This window comes from Paenibacillus diazotrophicus, from assembly GCF_042610465.1.
In genome coordinates this window covers 1498383-1513896 of sequence record NZ_JBGJZN010000001.1, presented here as the reverse complement: position 1 = coordinate 1513896, position 15514 = coordinate 1498383, and the positions used below count along the sequence as shown (strand labels likewise).

At 46.6% G+C, this 15514-nt stretch carries 15 protein-coding genes; 3 read left to right on the top strand and 12 right to left on the bottom strand.

Features of this window, described 5'->3' with window-relative positions:
- Position 1: 1 nt before the first annotated feature.
- The 10 genes from rd to ACAN54_RS06850 form a co-directional block, all read right to left on the bottom strand.
- Entirely contained in the window at positions 2-163 is a 162-nt protein-coding gene (gene rd, locus ACAN54_RS06895; RefSeq protein ID WP_379152251.1) for a rubredoxin, read from the bottom strand.
- A 30-nt stretch (positions 164-193) separates the two neighbouring features.
- Complete coding sequence (locus tag ACAN54_RS06890; RefSeq protein ID WP_379152248.1) at positions 194-1411, bottom strand: NAD(P)/FAD-dependent oxidoreductase; 1218 nt, start codon at positions 1409-1411, stop codon at positions 194-196.
- Between the two features lie 11 nt (positions 1412-1422).
- Positions 1423-2658 (bottom strand): FprA family A-type flavoprotein, encoded by a 1236-nt coding sequence (locus ACAN54_RS06885; protein ID WP_379152245.1) that lies wholly within the window; start codon positions 2656-2658, stop codon positions 1423-1425.
- Between the two features lie 168 nt (positions 2659-2826).
- Complete coding sequence (locus tag ACAN54_RS06880; protein WP_379152241.1) at positions 2827-3774, bottom strand: helix-turn-helix transcriptional regulator; 948 nt, start codon at positions 3772-3774, stop codon at positions 2827-2829.
- A 25-nt stretch (positions 3775-3799) separates the two neighbouring features.
- On the bottom strand, positions 3800-6184 hold the full coding sequence (locus tag ACAN54_RS06875; protein ID WP_379152238.1) for a polyprenyl synthetase family protein: 2385 nt from the start codon (positions 6182-6184) through the stop codon (positions 3800-3802).
- Positions 6185-6366: 182 nt separating this feature from the next.
- On the bottom strand, positions 6367-7284 hold the full coding sequence (locus ACAN54_RS06870; RefSeq protein ID WP_379152235.1) for a hypothetical protein: 918 nt from the start codon (positions 7282-7284) through the stop codon (positions 6367-6369).
- A 261-nt stretch (positions 7285-7545) separates the two neighbouring features.
- Positions 7546-10350: a DUF8487 domain-containing protein gene (locus tag ACAN54_RS06865; protein ID WP_379152232.1), complete on the bottom strand. Its 2805-nt coding sequence runs from the start codon at positions 10348-10350 to the stop codon at positions 7546-7548.
- Between the two features lie 198 nt (positions 10351-10548).
- Positions 10549-11409, bottom strand: coding sequence for a Cof-type HAD-IIB family hydrolase (locus ACAN54_RS06860; RefSeq protein WP_379152229.1), 861 nt, complete (start codon positions 11407-11409; stop codon positions 10549-10551).
- A 74-nt stretch (positions 11410-11483) separates the two neighbouring features.
- On the bottom strand, positions 11484-11915 hold the full coding sequence (locus ACAN54_RS06855; RefSeq protein ID WP_379152226.1) for a MarR family winged helix-turn-helix transcriptional regulator: 432 nt from the start codon (positions 11913-11915) through the stop codon (positions 11484-11486).
- A gap of 136 nt (positions 11916-12051) precedes the next feature.
- Positions 12052-12396 (bottom strand): hypothetical protein, encoded by a 345-nt coding sequence (locus ACAN54_RS06850; RefSeq protein ID WP_379152223.1) that lies wholly within the window; start codon positions 12394-12396, stop codon positions 12052-12054.
- 167 nt (positions 12397-12563) lie between these two features.
- On the opposite strand from ACAN54_RS06850, the gene ACAN54_RS06845 reads away from it, so the two are divergent.
- Positions 12564-12905, top strand: a complete 342-nt coding sequence (locus tag ACAN54_RS06845; RefSeq protein WP_379152220.1) for a ribosomal protein L7/L12 — start codon at positions 12564-12566, stop codon at positions 12903-12905.
- 56 nt (positions 12906-12961) lie between these two features.
- Here ACAN54_RS06845 and ACAN54_RS06840 read toward each other — a convergent pair whose 3' ends face one another.
- Positions 12962-13090, bottom strand: a complete 129-nt coding sequence (locus ACAN54_RS06840; protein ID WP_379152217.1) for a hypothetical protein — start codon at positions 13088-13090, stop codon at positions 12962-12964.
- A 256-nt stretch (positions 13091-13346) separates the two neighbouring features.
- Between ACAN54_RS06840 and ACAN54_RS06835 the strand changes: the two genes are divergently transcribed.
- Complete coding sequence (locus ACAN54_RS06835; RefSeq protein ID WP_379152214.1) at positions 13347-14207, top strand: AraC family transcriptional regulator; 861 nt, start codon at positions 13347-13349, stop codon at positions 14205-14207.
- A gap of 16 nt (positions 14208-14223) precedes the next feature.
- On the opposite strand, the gene ACAN54_RS06830 is transcribed toward ACAN54_RS06835, so the two are convergent.
- The gene (locus ACAN54_RS06830) at positions 14224-14838 is read right to left on the bottom strand and encodes a DedA family protein (protein ID WP_379152211.1); all 615 of its coding nucleotides are present in this window, start codon (positions 14836-14838) and stop codon (positions 14224-14226) included.
- Between the two features lie 184 nt (positions 14839-15022).
- Here ACAN54_RS06830 and ACAN54_RS06825 point away from each other — a divergent pair, with 184 nt between their 5' ends.
- The gene (locus ACAN54_RS06825) at positions 15023-15376 is read left to right on the top strand and encodes a hypothetical protein (protein ID WP_379152208.1); all 354 of its coding nucleotides are present in this window, start codon (positions 15023-15025) and stop codon (positions 15374-15376) included.
- The last annotated feature ends 138 nt before the right edge of the window (positions 15377-15514 follow it).

Sequence of the window (15514 nt, the reverse complement as noted above, 5' to 3'; positions counted from 1 at the left end):
TCTAAGATATAGGTGAAAAATGGCTGGTATCTTCGCCGCAGACCGGGCAGACCCAATCCTCAGGCAAATCTTCAAAAGCGGTGCCCGGTTCTACATCCTCGTCAGGATCACCAATTGCAGGATCATAAATATAACCACAAGGCTCACATACATACTTTTTCATCAGGGTCATCTCCTCTTTGATCTACTCAGGTTAGCTTTGTAATCTACTCTTAACTTCCTCCATAATTACTGAAATACTGCTGGAAAGATTGATGCCTTCCAGGCTGCAGCCTGACTCAATAGCGGATTTATAGACCAGCGAGGCCGCAGCCCCCTCCCAGGAAACAGCGCCGATCATTGTGTTTTCTTTCACAAATATCTGGGTATATACCCCGTTCTCTACTGCTGATATACTCTGGTCACACAGCGCCTCATCTGTCTGTCCAATCGAAAACAGCGAGATTCCAAATGCATTAAAGTAAGTGACCGGAACTGCTTTGCGGTAAGCAACAGGTTCATTAGCCGCCATATTATTACCGGCAATGCGCCCCTGCTCCATAGCTCCTCCCCACAAACCTTCCACATGTCCGTTCATTTCAGCAATGTCTCCTGCAGCATATACATGGGGAGCACTAGTCTCCATATGTGCATTCACGACAATACCGGAACGGGTATCAATCGGGGTGTCCTTCACAAGCGTTGTATTCGGCACAATACCTATCGAATAAACGACATGATCACAGGAAATTACAGAATTATCGTCAAGTGTAACCCCTGTTACGGATTCCACACCTGTTATCGAGGTCACACCGGTATGCAGAATAACCTTCACACCGGCTTGTTCAAGGGTTTCCTTCAGCATTTTTGAAGAGGTTTCATCCAGTTGACGAGCCATTAACCGCGGAGCCGCTTCGATAACAGTCACTTCATAACCAGCTTCGTGTAAGGCCCATGCCGTCTCCAGACCTTGTACACCACCGCCGATGGTTACGATACGATTGCCGCTCTCAAGACTCGCTTTCAGGGAATCAGCATCTTCCAGATCCCGGATGGTATGGACATTCTTCAGCCCTGCACCCTCCACTGGAAGTGCCCGGTTTCTCGCCCCCATACAGAGCAGCAGCTTGTGGTAAGTGATCATTCTGCCGTCAGCTGTCTCAACTTGTTGCCGGTCTGTATGAATATTCGTTACCCGGGTTGAGGTTTGCACAGCGATTCGGTTATCCTTATACCACTTTTCCTTCTTGATCAGTACCTTTTCACTGTGCAAATCGGTGAACAATCCTTTGGTCAGCTTAATCCGGTTGTAGGGCAAATGCCCCTCCTCACCCAGAATTGAAATCTCCGTATCAGGATCCTGATCGCGTATCGCCTTGGCGGCATGAACAGCCGCTACTCCACTGCCAATAATAAGATAATGTTTATTCATGTTCTGCCCCCTTAATAAGAACTGAGCAGAAGATCAGAGACAAATTCCGCAGCATTTTTGATTTGTTGAACCTTTTCCGGCGCCTTAGGCGAGAAACGGACACGTATCGGGAATTCAATGTGGATCATCCCTGTGGATTTAATGACTTCCGAAGTACTCTGTACAGTCATATTCGTGGCGTTCAGATAATCCTGGATCACTTCTATCGCTTCCCCGCTCCAACCGTAGGAGCCAAAGGCAGCCGCCAGTTTGCCTTCCAGATCCATATTCTTCATCTCTTGCAGGATAGGCTCCAGGTTGCCGATCATATCAGCATATCTGGTAGAGCTTCCTATAAACACGGCATCTGCAGAGGCGATACTGTTCAGAATATCTTCCGCACTACTCTTGTCGGCATCCCACACTTCAGTCTCAATCTGGTTTGCATTCAGGCAATCCTTCATGATATTCGCCATTCTTTTGGTATTATTCTTAAGTGTGGTATAGACAATAACAGCCTTTTTGCCTTCAGTAGTCTCACGGCTGAGTACATCATAGAGATCAATATATTTGCGGATGTCTTCCCGGATCAGATATCCGTGAGAAGGTGCGATCATCTCAATATCAAGGTCCTGAACAGCAGTCATTAGCGTTCTGACGTATCTCCGGTGCGGGTGAATAATTGCACTGTAGTAGCCTTTGAAGTCATCCGTGATGTCGTATCCGGCCTCATCGCTGAACAGCTTATTCACAGCAACATGGGTGCTGAAAATGTCGCAAGGAAAGAGGATTTTATCTTCCACACAATATGTGATCATAGTCTCAGCCGTATGAAGGTACGGAGTCTCCTTGAACAGCAAGGTTTTTCCGCCGATATCCAGTGTATCTCCGTCCTTTACAACCAGGAAATTCCGGCTGTGAAGCTTGTACATTTCCTGCAGCTCCGGCACAGCGATCGCTGTGCAGACAATCGTGGCATTGAGTGCCCGTGAGGAGAGCGCAGCCAGTCCTCCGGAATGGTCAGGTTCTGTATGATTAATTACGATATATTCAATATCCATGGGATCAATGAATTGGCTTAACCGCTCCGCATATTCACGTCCAAACTCCATATCTACAGTGTCGATGATCGTAGGTTTGCCGGTTTTCAGCAGGTAGGAGTTATAGGTAGTTCCTTTCGCCAGGATCAGCCGATGAAAAGGTACCTCCCGGTTATCAATTTTACCGACCCAATAAGTATCTTTCGCAATCTTGTATTCTGTGTTCATATGCTTAACCTCCTGAATGATAATGTTTATCAACAACTTCATTCTAGCTTGGAGGCTAAACAAAAAGGAGGATTACAATCACATTTTGAAATTTTCAAAGTTCATCTATTCATACTATAAATATACACGGTTGCGGCCAAAGGGTTATGCGTATGGTCACTTTGCTTGTCAGTAGCGTTTAAGAATTTTATCGGCCTCTTCCCGGATCCTATGGCGGAATGACTCCGGTTCGAGCACCTCTACGTCCCCGCCCCAGCTAAGGACATACGGAAGCAATTCTTCCGTGTGCCGGACGCGAAAGGTAAATAATAGGCTATCCTTCCGCTCCTCCATCGTTTCCATATAAAAGCTGCCGGTTTCTGCGATTTTGTCCGCCTTCTCAGGATTCACCCGTATCTGTACCCGAATATTACGGTCATCTGGTTGGCGGTAGCGGCTCAGGTCAAATCCGGTTGGCACCGTGAACGACTCATCGAGCACGTCGAGCTCTGTCATCCGCGACAAACGGAAATGGCGGATTTCCTGCCGCAGGTCGCAGTGTGCGATCAGAATCCAATTCCCTTGAATGAACACCAGTCCATACGGGGCAACCTTCCGCATGCTTTTCCGGTTCCCGTCGGATCCGGGCAAAGATTTCAGATAGGTAAAGCTCAATTTGCGTCGTTCCAGAACGGCACGCCTTACATCTCCGAGATAGTCTTTTTCCTTATGGCCGGTTACCGGTTCTTTGGTGTGAAGAAGCCGCATCGTTTCACGTACCCGGTTGGATTCAGAGCGTACCGGCTCGGGAAGGACGGCCTCAATTTTGCGCCGTACCGCCTTCGCTACACTGCCGTAATAAGCGTCCAGCCTCTGTTCAATGAAGTCCGTCCCCATAATCAAGGCCACAGCCTCCTCGGCAGTGAAGCCGACTGGCGGCAGGAAATACCCGTCCATCAGGGAGTACCCCTGCCCGGGAGCGCCGATAATCGGAACCCCCGCCTCACTCAATGCTTGAATGTCACGGTATATCGTCCGCACACTCGTCTCGAATTGATCAGCCAAGTCTTCCGCTCGAAGCACCTTGCTCCTCTGCAGTTCAAGTGTGATGGCGAGCTGCCGTTCAGTTTTATTCATGGTCTCCCCCAGTACTTCCGTAAATTTAGCGGTCCCGGTTAATAATATAGTCTAATAAGTGCTTTAGAAAAGCGGCTTGCCGGGAGATCGCATTCAACGCTTCTACTGCGTGGCAATAGTGATCCCACATCTCGATTCTAGCCGCTTCCGGACCAAGAATAGATACAAAGGTCGAATTATTATTGTCCGCATCCATACGGGTATTCTTGCCAAGCAGTTGATGATCCCCTTCCTCATCCAGCAGATCATCTTTGATCTGAAAAGCAATACCAGCATGATAAGCGAATTTCTTCAACGCTGCAATTTCCGCAGGCTGCACCTGAGCAAGAATGGCAGGCATCACCAAACAGGCTTCAAACGCTAATCCGGTTTTGTAAAAGCACATCATGTTCAGTTGCTCCAGCGTCAATGCCTTGCCTTTGGAGTGCAAATCCATTACCTGCCCCATGCACATGTCCTCTGCTTTTTCAGCCGAATATTGCATCAAAGCCAGCACGGTTTTAGGATCGAAAGCCTTCAGCGAAGCTTGCTCTTGAATGGCTTTCTGAATCAGATAAAGTCCCGTTAATTCAGCTGTGGCGCTATTATGCACCTCATGCAAGGTTGGCCTTCCTCTGCGGGTAGGTGCATTATCCTGAGAAGGCAGATCATCGAATATTAAGGATGCGGTATGCATGAATTCCAATGACCGGAGAAGCGGCTCGATTGCAGCGGACTGAAGTCCATATCCCTCGACACCCAGGACCCAGGTCAAAATAGGCCGTATCCGCTTCCCGTCCCCGGTCAGGCTATAATTCGCAGCCTCAATCAATGATTCTTTCATGAGAGGAATACCATCCGGTATGGGAATCTCCAGCAGATGATTGATATGGTCCCGGGCGGTGTGAACGGTCCGCTGAAATTCTTCCTTTTCCTTACGTTCATTTTTAAGTTGGGTGTTCATCCGGTCCCGAAGCAACTTGTCGAAGAAATCAACATGATCTGCTTTTCGTACCATTTGTTGAATAAGCCGGTTAAATTCCGGGTTCCCGGATGCAAAGATCTCCATGATCTCGTTATACCGTTCAGTCCCTATGCGTGCTTTATAGCGTTTGAGTCCGTTGATGGCACGATCCAGAATGACCTCAAGGGTCTTGGGATCAGAGTGATATACATTATGAATCAGATGGGAGATCACCGTCCAGTATAATTCATAGGGATTGATCAGATCCGAACGGACTTTACGATATTTCAAATAGTAGGTATAGGGGGTTACCGCTCCCTCCTCCATATCATCAAACATATCTGCAAAGTCGTCAGCCAGCTGATTATAGATTCCGTAATAAAAGGTCCGCTCATCAAAACCTTCGTCCACGGGTGCGCTGATCACGGAACGGACAATTAACCTGGAGGAAGAGGATTTTAAAATAATAGGAATATAAAGTTCTTCATTGGTGTAATTCGCATTAGTAAGTTCCTTATTTCGGTCAATGTCCTGGGCATTAAAAAAAACATACGACTGCCCGAAAAAGGTCGTCTCCGTCTCCGGTTTCTGAAGGATCTTCATATATTCGAACGCATTCCGCAGCTCTGCATGGACATATTGGATAATCTCCATGTTCTTTCCGGGCCACTCGCTAAGCTCCGGCACTACCCCTGTTAGCAGCGCAGTCCGGATCATACCGGAATATTGTTCTTTCTCGGGAGCTGTTAAAACCTTAGAATCCAGAAGATCGTCAATAAAAGGATACGTCAAACCGTAGGAGTAGCCGATCCGGATCGCTTCATCCAGTCTCCGGGACCGTTCTGCAGATGCTGTATTGTCATCCATTTCTTCTATCACATGCAGGACGACTCCGACTATGATTTTGATGAGTTTGCGTTCGGCTTGATCGGCATCCATTTCCTTCGGGATATGAGTGGCGACATTCTTAAGCTTCTCTATCAGCCAAATGGCCGTCGATGCTATGCCCTCCTTCTGGGCCCACCGGAAAAATCCGGCGACACTAATGGATTCTGCTCGGTTCTGCCGCCCGGATGTATTGGAAGGAATCAAGTGATGCTTCGTGTCTGTAATTACCTGCTGAATTCGTGCCTGCGTGCGGGGATCGTCCAGTGTTTTCCCCAAGTCTCTCATATAAATATAGGAGATACTGCGATCCAAGTAGTCATCTAATTGCCCGGTATGATTCAGCCATTCGATATATTGTTCATAATCCCGGGAAACAGCACTTTTCTTCCACCGTGTAAAAAAAGACAGCCATGAATTTTTATGAACATGTCTCCGTCTCCACAACTGAATATCTTTGGTCACAGCAGGGATATATGATTTGTCCTTAACCTGCATATAAAGGGATGCAAAATACTGAGCTGCCTTCTGCTCAGCCACCCTGTACATCGTCTCACCCTGATCCGTAGTCTTCTCATTCATACGCTTTATTACCTCTGCTCGAATTTATTATGGGCATCTTAATCATAACCCTAATACGGTGATTAGTGTTTTTGGTTACACAGAAAAGAAACCGGATCGTATGATCCGGTCTCCCCTCAAAAAATCAGACATCTTATTAGTACTGAGACGTCTGTTAAGTATGTCGGCTTGCGTTTATCGGCCTATATTCTGAAATCATCTATCCGCCCATAGCTAAGCCTCTGCTGCAGGATAACGGCCAGTTCTTCCACGGTATCGTAGACGATTGGACGAATGTCTTTAATTTGAACCCGAAGTATATCCGCCTCACTGCTGTGAACGGTCCATATCACCGGAATGTTCAGACCAAGTGCATATCCTGCTGTAAAATACACCTCTGGCGAATGACCGGTCAAGTCAGCGATAATCAGTCTGCTGTCTCCGATGAACTCAAGAGAATTGTGATCCTGATTCTGCGTTTTGTCATGTGCAAGCAAGCGAGGTAAATAACCGAACTGCTCGATTTTAGGCAACAGCATTTCCAGCCATTCTGTACGCTGATCCTCATCGTCCGGAATGAGTACGAAGCATGGTTTTATTTTTTTGCCGCCAGCCTTTGCCGCAGTCTCACTCCATCCCTTATCGGTAAGCTTAAAAGTCATGCCTTCCCTTATGATCAGCTGCTCGCCGATGAGTTTATCAATGATATATACCAGCTCTTGCAAGTTGGGAGAATACGTCAGGTTATAACTGCTGGAGAGCGGCTGAATGATGACCGGTTCTCCCGGGCCCTCGGAGTGTCTGTACAAATATTGCAAGAACCGGGTCCCCTTATCTTCAAGGGTCACAGGGATTTCCGGTAAATTTGTAATGGATTCCACATCATTCTCAGCTAGGACGACCTTCACGCCACAATCGGTCTGCTCCCGGATATAAGCCGATACAATATGAAGCAAATCGCGTTTCCTTGGGTGCGGGAGTGAGGTAATCGCTTCATAGCTGTCTCTTAATAAGCTATAGAACCCGCCCGGCGAACAGGAGCATCCTGTATATTTGTCATATTCGCCATCCTGTTGAACAGGGACCATCTCATCACAGAACAAACAGTGTTTTCTAATCATGATCTACATCACCTCTTATCCATACTTCCTCCACCTTATCAATAATCTATGGAAAAGTAGACAAGAAGATATTTCCTCCAGTACCCTTAACTCAATGTAAATAGCCTCGTGGCTGTTTCATTCTAGAATAGTAATGGTTCCCAAACCCTCTGGAACGTTTAAGAAAGCGCACACCAAGCAATCACATGGATCCCTGTTCAAAAAAACAAGGTGTCCCAATCAGCCAAATGCTTGGCTTTAGGACACCTCTGTTAGCTTTTCTTATTGAAGTAACTCCTGAAGCTCAGCAACGTCCGCACGGTACTGCGGCTTGAAATCTGCGGATTTCATGTAATGGGTCAAGCTGGATAAGAACTGTCTGCCTTCAGGAGTGACGCTTGCTTTGTCCGCATCAAGCGCACATATCAGAAGATTACCTGCCCCCACGCTGCATTCCAGCAAGAAGCCCAGCTTGTGGTTGCGCTCAAAGTTGTCAATGGTCTGCACAATGGGACTCCACGACCGATCGGTTCCATCCAGGATGATGGACTTTGAATTCTGAATGATGTTCCACCAAGGGTACGTAGAATATTCTTCGCACGGGAAATCGCGAAACACAGGGTGGTTATTGTCGATCAGCAGACCCATTGTACCTACTGGTACGGGCTTGTTCATGCTCTCGGAGATGGAACGGAACATAGGATAACACCAGAATTCTGTACAGTAAAAACCTTCAACAGCGTTCTGGAGAGACTCCGGCTTAGGCATAAGCAGCACATTCTGGCCTTGCTCCAGCAAGTTGATCGCTTCCGGCGATAGTTCCTGGAAGAAATGCACATCGTCCAGCACCCCGCCAGTATTTTGCGGATAAATCCACACATCGTAGCTCTTGCGGATATCCGTACCTGGTATCCACAAAGAAAGAACGGCTTTGGTCATTTGCACGACCTCAGGAAGAGCGATGGATATATCACAGATATCGATATAATTGGACCCAGCCGGTATTACTGCTTCAGAACTACCTTTTGCCAGTGTTCCTCCATCAGCATTCAACTCCCACTGCAGTTCAAGGGTGTCCGGCGACCCGTTCCGGTACCAGGACAACTCAACATGCGCATCGAAACGTTCTCCGGAGACATAGTTATACTTCTCAAATCTCGCCAACAGAACCGCATCACTGCAGAACGTACGCCATTCCTCTGCGGAAATGAGCCCCTTGGAATCCATGAAGGCATCAAGAATGCCTACCAGCGCAGTCCCCTGACCACTGAAATCCTGCAGATCCAGAAGCTGAAATCCGGCAAGTTTTCGGGTACGGAACGCTGCCTCCAGCTCTTCTTTGTAGCAAGCTACTGCCAACTGCCCAGAACATTCAAAATATTTCTCAGCGAGATGACCCAATCCCTTATCATCCAGCCGGTCGCGGAATATTTCAAAATTCTTGGCTTTGAGTGAACCTGTATATTTACTGATTTCTGCATAATCCGGATAAGTCGCATACTGTCCAATCTCATGGGAGACTACCGGAATTCGTGGAATCCATTCACCAGATGCATCTCCGGCCTGTACGGTCTTAGCTTCAGTGCCATACTGAATTTGTATGGTATCCCCAGTTGCTACTGCAGGATCATTCCCATTCCCTAAAGCGGGAGGTACGAATTGCTCATCGTAATCTTTCATGGTACCAGGTTCATCGGTCTGAACATGTCCCAGAGGGGCATCACACATCGCGTAAGAGCCTCTAAACAGCCGGTCTTTGGAGAAACGCACACCACAGAAGAAATCCTCATGCTCCAGGACTTCCGGAACAAACTGATGGTTATTGGAGCCCTGTGTATAGAGATGTCTATCATCGAAAGCCTTATAGTCTTTCAGAAAGGAATCAATCTTGGTTCGGCTGCCCCACAGTTCGTTGCCAAGCGACATCATTACGAAGGATGGATGGTTGCCAAAAGCCCGTAGAATGGCATATCCTTCGCTGATCAGATAGTCTTGTTCGGCTTGATTATGGCCCTCATCCGTTTCTTCTGTAATCGTTCCCCAGAATGGCAGCTCTGGCTCCATATAGATACCGAGCATGTCCGCAGCGGCAAAGGCCGCCTCCGGCGGGCAGCAGGTATGGAAACGGTAATGGTTAATACCATAGGACTTCGAGATGCCAAGTATTCGGAGCCATTCCTCCAGATCCGTTGGCGCATATCCGGTTAATGGGAAAATCAGACCGTCGTGCTTGCCGCGGAGAAAGGTCTTTTGTCCGTTGATCGTAAATTTGTCGCCGTCTGTCTTGAAATCCCTAAGTCCAAAAGTCAGCTCATGCTGATCGGAATCCCCTTCTCCCGTACCTCTGAGTGTAATACTTATCTTATACAGGTTGGGTTCGGCTTCACTCCAGAGAAGTGCATCCGGTCCGAGGCCATAGCTGACTGAAAACTCTCCGCGTGAGATTTTGTACTCTTGTCCGGTTATGTTCTGTTCAGTCTCACTATTAAAACTAAAGGCCGAAACAGCGATCATGCCTGCATCCGCGCCTTCAAGAGTGGCTGTGATGCGAACTGATCGCCCTGACACATCCGGATCAAGACGAATGCCGCTCAAATAAGATTCACTGTAAAATTGCAACTCAATGCGTCCCGTAATCCCATTCCAGTTGGTCTGGGTATCCTTCGAAGTTAAATGTCCGCCTTTAGTCGGATAATCCGTATTATCAACACGGATAGTTAGTGTATGATTACCGGAACGAAGCTGTCCGAGGTCATATACATGAGGGGTGTTCAGGCTGTCACGGTTGCCGATCTCTATACCATCCAGCCAAACAGTGGTAAGTCTGGTTCTTTCCAGATGCAGAATGCAGGTTTTCCCGGAAAGTGCCTCCGGAATATCAAATTCTTTTGAATACCAGGCATATCCTTCGAACAAGTACTCATCTGTGAGAGCGTCTACAAGTATTTGCTCGTTCTTAGGTCCCTTTAGGGCGTGAGACGTTGTGCCCGGAAGAGCAATGACATCTACAAAAGGCATTACCAGTCCTTTTTTCGCCTCATCCAATTGCAGCTTCCATTCGCCTTCCAGGCTGATCTTCGTAAGCATCCTATCACTCCTATGTATAATATCTGAATAATAACCTTTAATCTCTCATTCATTCTGTTATAAACAATAGCACAAATAAAAAAAACAATACAAACATAATAAAATAAACCAAAACCAACAGAGTCCTGAACCCTGCTGGTTTTGGTTAGTTGGTTATGTCCTAATTAGTGTGTACGATAAACATGTGCGGGAAGCCTGTTATCTTAATATTTCGGATCTTATTTTCCCGTCCTCTATATTTTCCAGCAAAGATGGTTCTCCCAGAAGTAATGAAATCTCATGCAGCACACCATGTTCATTATTGCTCACCGTGTGATAATTAACTACAGCTTTTACTTCCGGCGATGCGTTATCCATAGCGTAACTGTATTTGCACAACTTCAGCATTTCGATATCATTATTGCTGTCTCCAAAAGCCGCGCATTCATCAGGCCGGACACTATATCGCTCCATCAGACGTTCAAGCCCGGATGCCTTGTGGCAACCAGGGATGATCAGATCAATACACTGATGACCACTGGTCACAGGGTCAACTATACCCTTCAGCTCTTCCATAAGCAGCGGCAGGTATTTGTCAACCCCACCAGCGGTCAAGTCAGGAGTTATTAATGCAAATTTGAAAATCTGGTCATTTACTTGCTTGAGTGCGTTAACCTTCTGCAGTCTCGGATAATAACGGCACATGAGCTCATAAAATTCATCACTTTCACTTTCGAGCACATAAGCCCCATCCACTCCGCACATAACTGCAGAAATCTCCTCATATTGACTCAGCTTGTCTACGATCAGGTTTACCTTATCCGGTGCGATTCTGCCGGTGAATAATACTTCTGTTCCATCAATAACATAGGCGCCATTCTCCGCGACATAAGCAAGTTCATCCTGAATCTCTTCAAAAATAGTTTTTAGCTTATAATACTGGTTCCCGCTGGCCACCACGAAATGAACGCCTTTTGCCTTCATTACAGCGTACAGCCGTTTGAACCATTTCCGGTTATAGTTCTTGGAATCATCTAAAAAAGTTCCATCCATATCTACCGCAATTAACTTGATGTTCATAGCAGGTTCTCCTCATGTATATTTATAGGGTCCCCTTTACTGTAAATTGTGAAATGCATTTCATGTCAAGCAGCCTACAGGCTCGAATTCACCTTTAATAATAATTTCATCAGTGTTTCTGCCTCTTCCGTAGTAAGATTGTCAGTGATGCTTTTTTCCACTTCCGCAAAAATCTCATTGAACTCCTCGACCAGAGCTGTTGCTTTCTCCAAAAGATAGATATTTTTCTGCCGCTCATTTTCTTTTGGAATCACCCGTTTAATGTATCCTTTTTTCTCCAGGCCTTGAAGCATGCTGGTGATGCTGGCCTCCTTGCGATTGAAATGCTCCGCCAGATCCTTTTGGATCAGACCTTTTTCCTGATTCTCCGCAATATAACCGATCATCTGCCCCTGCTGTGCATTCATGCCCAGCTCCGCTAATCTTTCATCTGCCTGTCTTTTCTTTTTCAAGCCAATCTCCCGGATCAAATCCGAAAATGGCGTGTTCGAGTGTTGTTCAGTCATGGGCTAAACTCCTTTAACGCAAAATAGTTAGGTTTCTAATTATAAGATAAGCATATCCTTCATCTTTCTAACAGTCAAATGAAACAGGCCAATAATCATTTCTGATTACTGACCTGCATAACTCGTTAAAATATAATCAAAATCCCAGCTGCACGGAGCCATCCTCATAAATATCCACTCTCTGAGTGCAGAGAAGCATACCAAGCCCGTTGGCTGTGCCCTTCTCTCTTAAATCTAACTGCCGGCGTTCCCAAATCTCCCTGTCATGAATAATGTCATAGAGGTAGTATTTCCCGGAATGGGGCGCATCCATCTCTTCCACGAAGATGAAGTTATCTGCAAACAAATTGCGGAACCAGCCAGCAGCCTCTTCGTGGGAGGCAAATGTGGGCAGATCCGCCTCAAAACGCTCCTGCAAATATCTCTGTTTCAGCCTGCCAATTCTAACATAGTATTCTTCAAGTGTGTGTGGAGTAATCATATCCAACCCCCCTCTGCTACATTCCAGAAACTTTTGATCAAAATATCATGATATATACTGAAGGGATATGACATTCTTCATTAGAACCTTCAAGTGTGTTCATTACTGAGCTCGACGGGTATTGAGTAATAGAGTATATACCAATGACCTATAGGGAGGCTCTTTCCTTGCAAAATACAGATTGGATTCCGATCGCTTCACTTGCTCTCTCGAGCTTATTAATGCTAAGGGTAATGACCCTCAGCAGACGGGTTAACGACTTGCAATCACAGCTAGAGCGGATCCATAGCCGCTCAGGAATGGACGGAGGCTTGGTCAAGCCAAGGATGGATACACCAACACCTCTGCATGTGCAGAACATGGAATTTGCTCCGGATCTGGAGAGAAGGCTGTATCTGCTGCTGGCTGAAGGCAAGAAGATCCAGGCGATCAAGGTCCTCCGTGAAGCGAGAAATTTATCGCTGAAGGATGCCAAGGATTATGTAGATCAAATGGATCAGGGCAGGTAATACCATGTGAAAAAGCTATGCGTGCCTTATAAAAACAAAACCGGCTGCGCCACTCCCTACAGGGACTGCGCAGCCGGATCTACGTTAACGTATTCAACCGGTTCACTTATCTGCCCTGTCACATCTCCAATGAGATAAAAAGGCAGTGTGAACATCGTATAGGCATCCAGATTGCTATAGCCCATAATTATGTAATAGGGCACTAACAGCAGCAGAAAGTTGTGTACCAGGAAGAAATCCTTGCGGATCAAATATATTCAATATTTTGCTTCTCATGTCTAGGTTTCACTCTAAGCTATTAATCACCCACTGCTAAGCCCACAACAAAAAAAGCCTGATTGCTCAGACTTAAGAGAGTTATGGACACTTGTTGCATTTAGAACAAACCTGTTGTAGCCTGACAATAGTGTGTCACACTCTTGATATAAAGGTGGATCATCCATGATTCCTGAGCATTATTCCTTTACCGCCGGCTTCAATCTGCTTCCTGAGGAGCAGGACCTGGCTGTTCTGTTCAGCGGTGAAGGCCAGCCCTATCCCGGTCATAAAATCGGACCTTCCGTCCATGATTATTATCTGATCCATACGGTTCTGGAGGGTGAGGGCTGCTTCCAGAGCAGCGCTGCGTCTCAGCAGTGCAGGAGCGGCGACACTTTCGTGATCTTTCCAGGCTCTCTCTTCAGCTATCAGGCGGATGATCTTAACCCTTGGCATTATGCCTGGGTGGCGCTTCAAGGTACAGGGGTATCCGGACTGTTATCCGATATCGGCATTACAAGGGACCGCCCGCTGCTGCAATCCGAGAACATCCGGGAGCTGCACAGCCTGTACGAACGGATCCGTCTCTCCTTCCGGCAGTCTGCTTATCCGCGTCTGGAAAGTCTGGAAGCATCCGGATGGACTCGGCTTCTGCTTCACCATTTCGGGCAGGATAACCTGTCCATGCTGCCTGCCAGACCCATGGAAATGCCGGAAATCATCGACCGGCAGATCGATCAGGCCATCCGCTGGATCTCTCTGCAATTCCATCAACAAATCAGCATAGATCATATGGCGGCAACACTCGGCTATCACCGTGCGCATCTGTCCAAGGCTTTCAAACAGAAAACAGGCCTCTCCCCCAAGCAATATTTACTGAAGATGCGGATGGACAAAGCCAAAAGTCTACTATCAGGTACTCTCACCATTGACCAAGTGGCTTCATCCGTCGGCTTCAACGATGCATTGTATTTCTCCAGACAGTTCCGCAAATACTGCGGCATGTCGCCCAGTGAATACCGCATAATGCTGCGGGAGGATTAGAATGTGTGTATAACCGCTAAGAAGTACGTTCTTTGCTTCTCCGCACCAGCCACAGGATGATCAGTACAACAACAGCACCGCAAAGGGTATAACTCACAGGCCGCATATATTGCTCGACGATTGTCCAATTGTCACCAAGGCGATATCCCAGATACACCAGCACGATATTCCATGGCAAGGAACCCAGTGCAGTGAATAAAATAAATTTCCCGGGCTTCATCCCGGCAATTCCGGCAGGCAAAGAAATGAAGGTCCGGATAAACGGCATCATCCTTGTGAAGAACACCGTACTCTCTCCATAACGGTCAAACCAGCGCTGAGACTGCTCCAGATGGCGGGAATTGAAGAGTATATACTTACCATACTTCTCCAGCAATCTTCTGCCACCATGAGCCCCCACATAAAATGCCGCAACAGATCCAACGAGATTGCCGAGTACTCCCGCGGTCACGACCTCTGGAAAGGACAACGTTCCTCTGGCAATCAGAAGCCCGCCGCTTAGCATAATCACCTCACTTGGAATGGGAATGCAGGCGCTCTCCAGCACCATCCCAATCCAGATTCCCCAGATTCCAAGCGTACTTACAAGATTCAGAGCGGCATCGGTTATAGCGTTCAATAATTGGTGCATGCTATCTCTCCTTATCCTACCTTATGGCTCGTATCACACTAAGTGTACCTCTGATTTCTTAAAGAAACATTAATCGAAAAGAAATCTCCATACGAACAACTGGACATAACAAAAAGGAGCATTGGGGGAAATGCTCCTTCTCGCCTTACATTTACAGCTAATTAAATTAACTATTGGGCCCAAAATGAATCCCAAACTTATATTTATAATTTACCATGATAATTACATATATGCAAGTATTTCCTATATATCCAATGAAAAAAGAATGTCCATGGGCATAATTATTATGGCAGCCTGCCGGAAAGATGCTGGGATAAAATACAAAACACCGTCTCATACTAAGTTCAAAGAGATGGAGGTGAACGTTATGCCCAAAAACAGTGCCGATCCCAAACACGACCGCGCCAATAATCGTGCGGATAAGAAGAACAATCAGCAAAATCACGATCATCTCACTGAGGAACCTCAAATGGTTAGCAACAATAAAGCTGCCGATTACGTAGCAAGCTTAAATGGTGTTACCAAAAATGAAACGTAGCTAAAGATTAAGACTGCACTCCGCCATCCCTGGACGAACGTGCAGTCTTTTCATGTTGGCATAGACCGATCCTATTCATCAAAATTATTAAGGTCAATTGGAGGATTATATAGTAATATTGAAGAAATGGCCGATTCT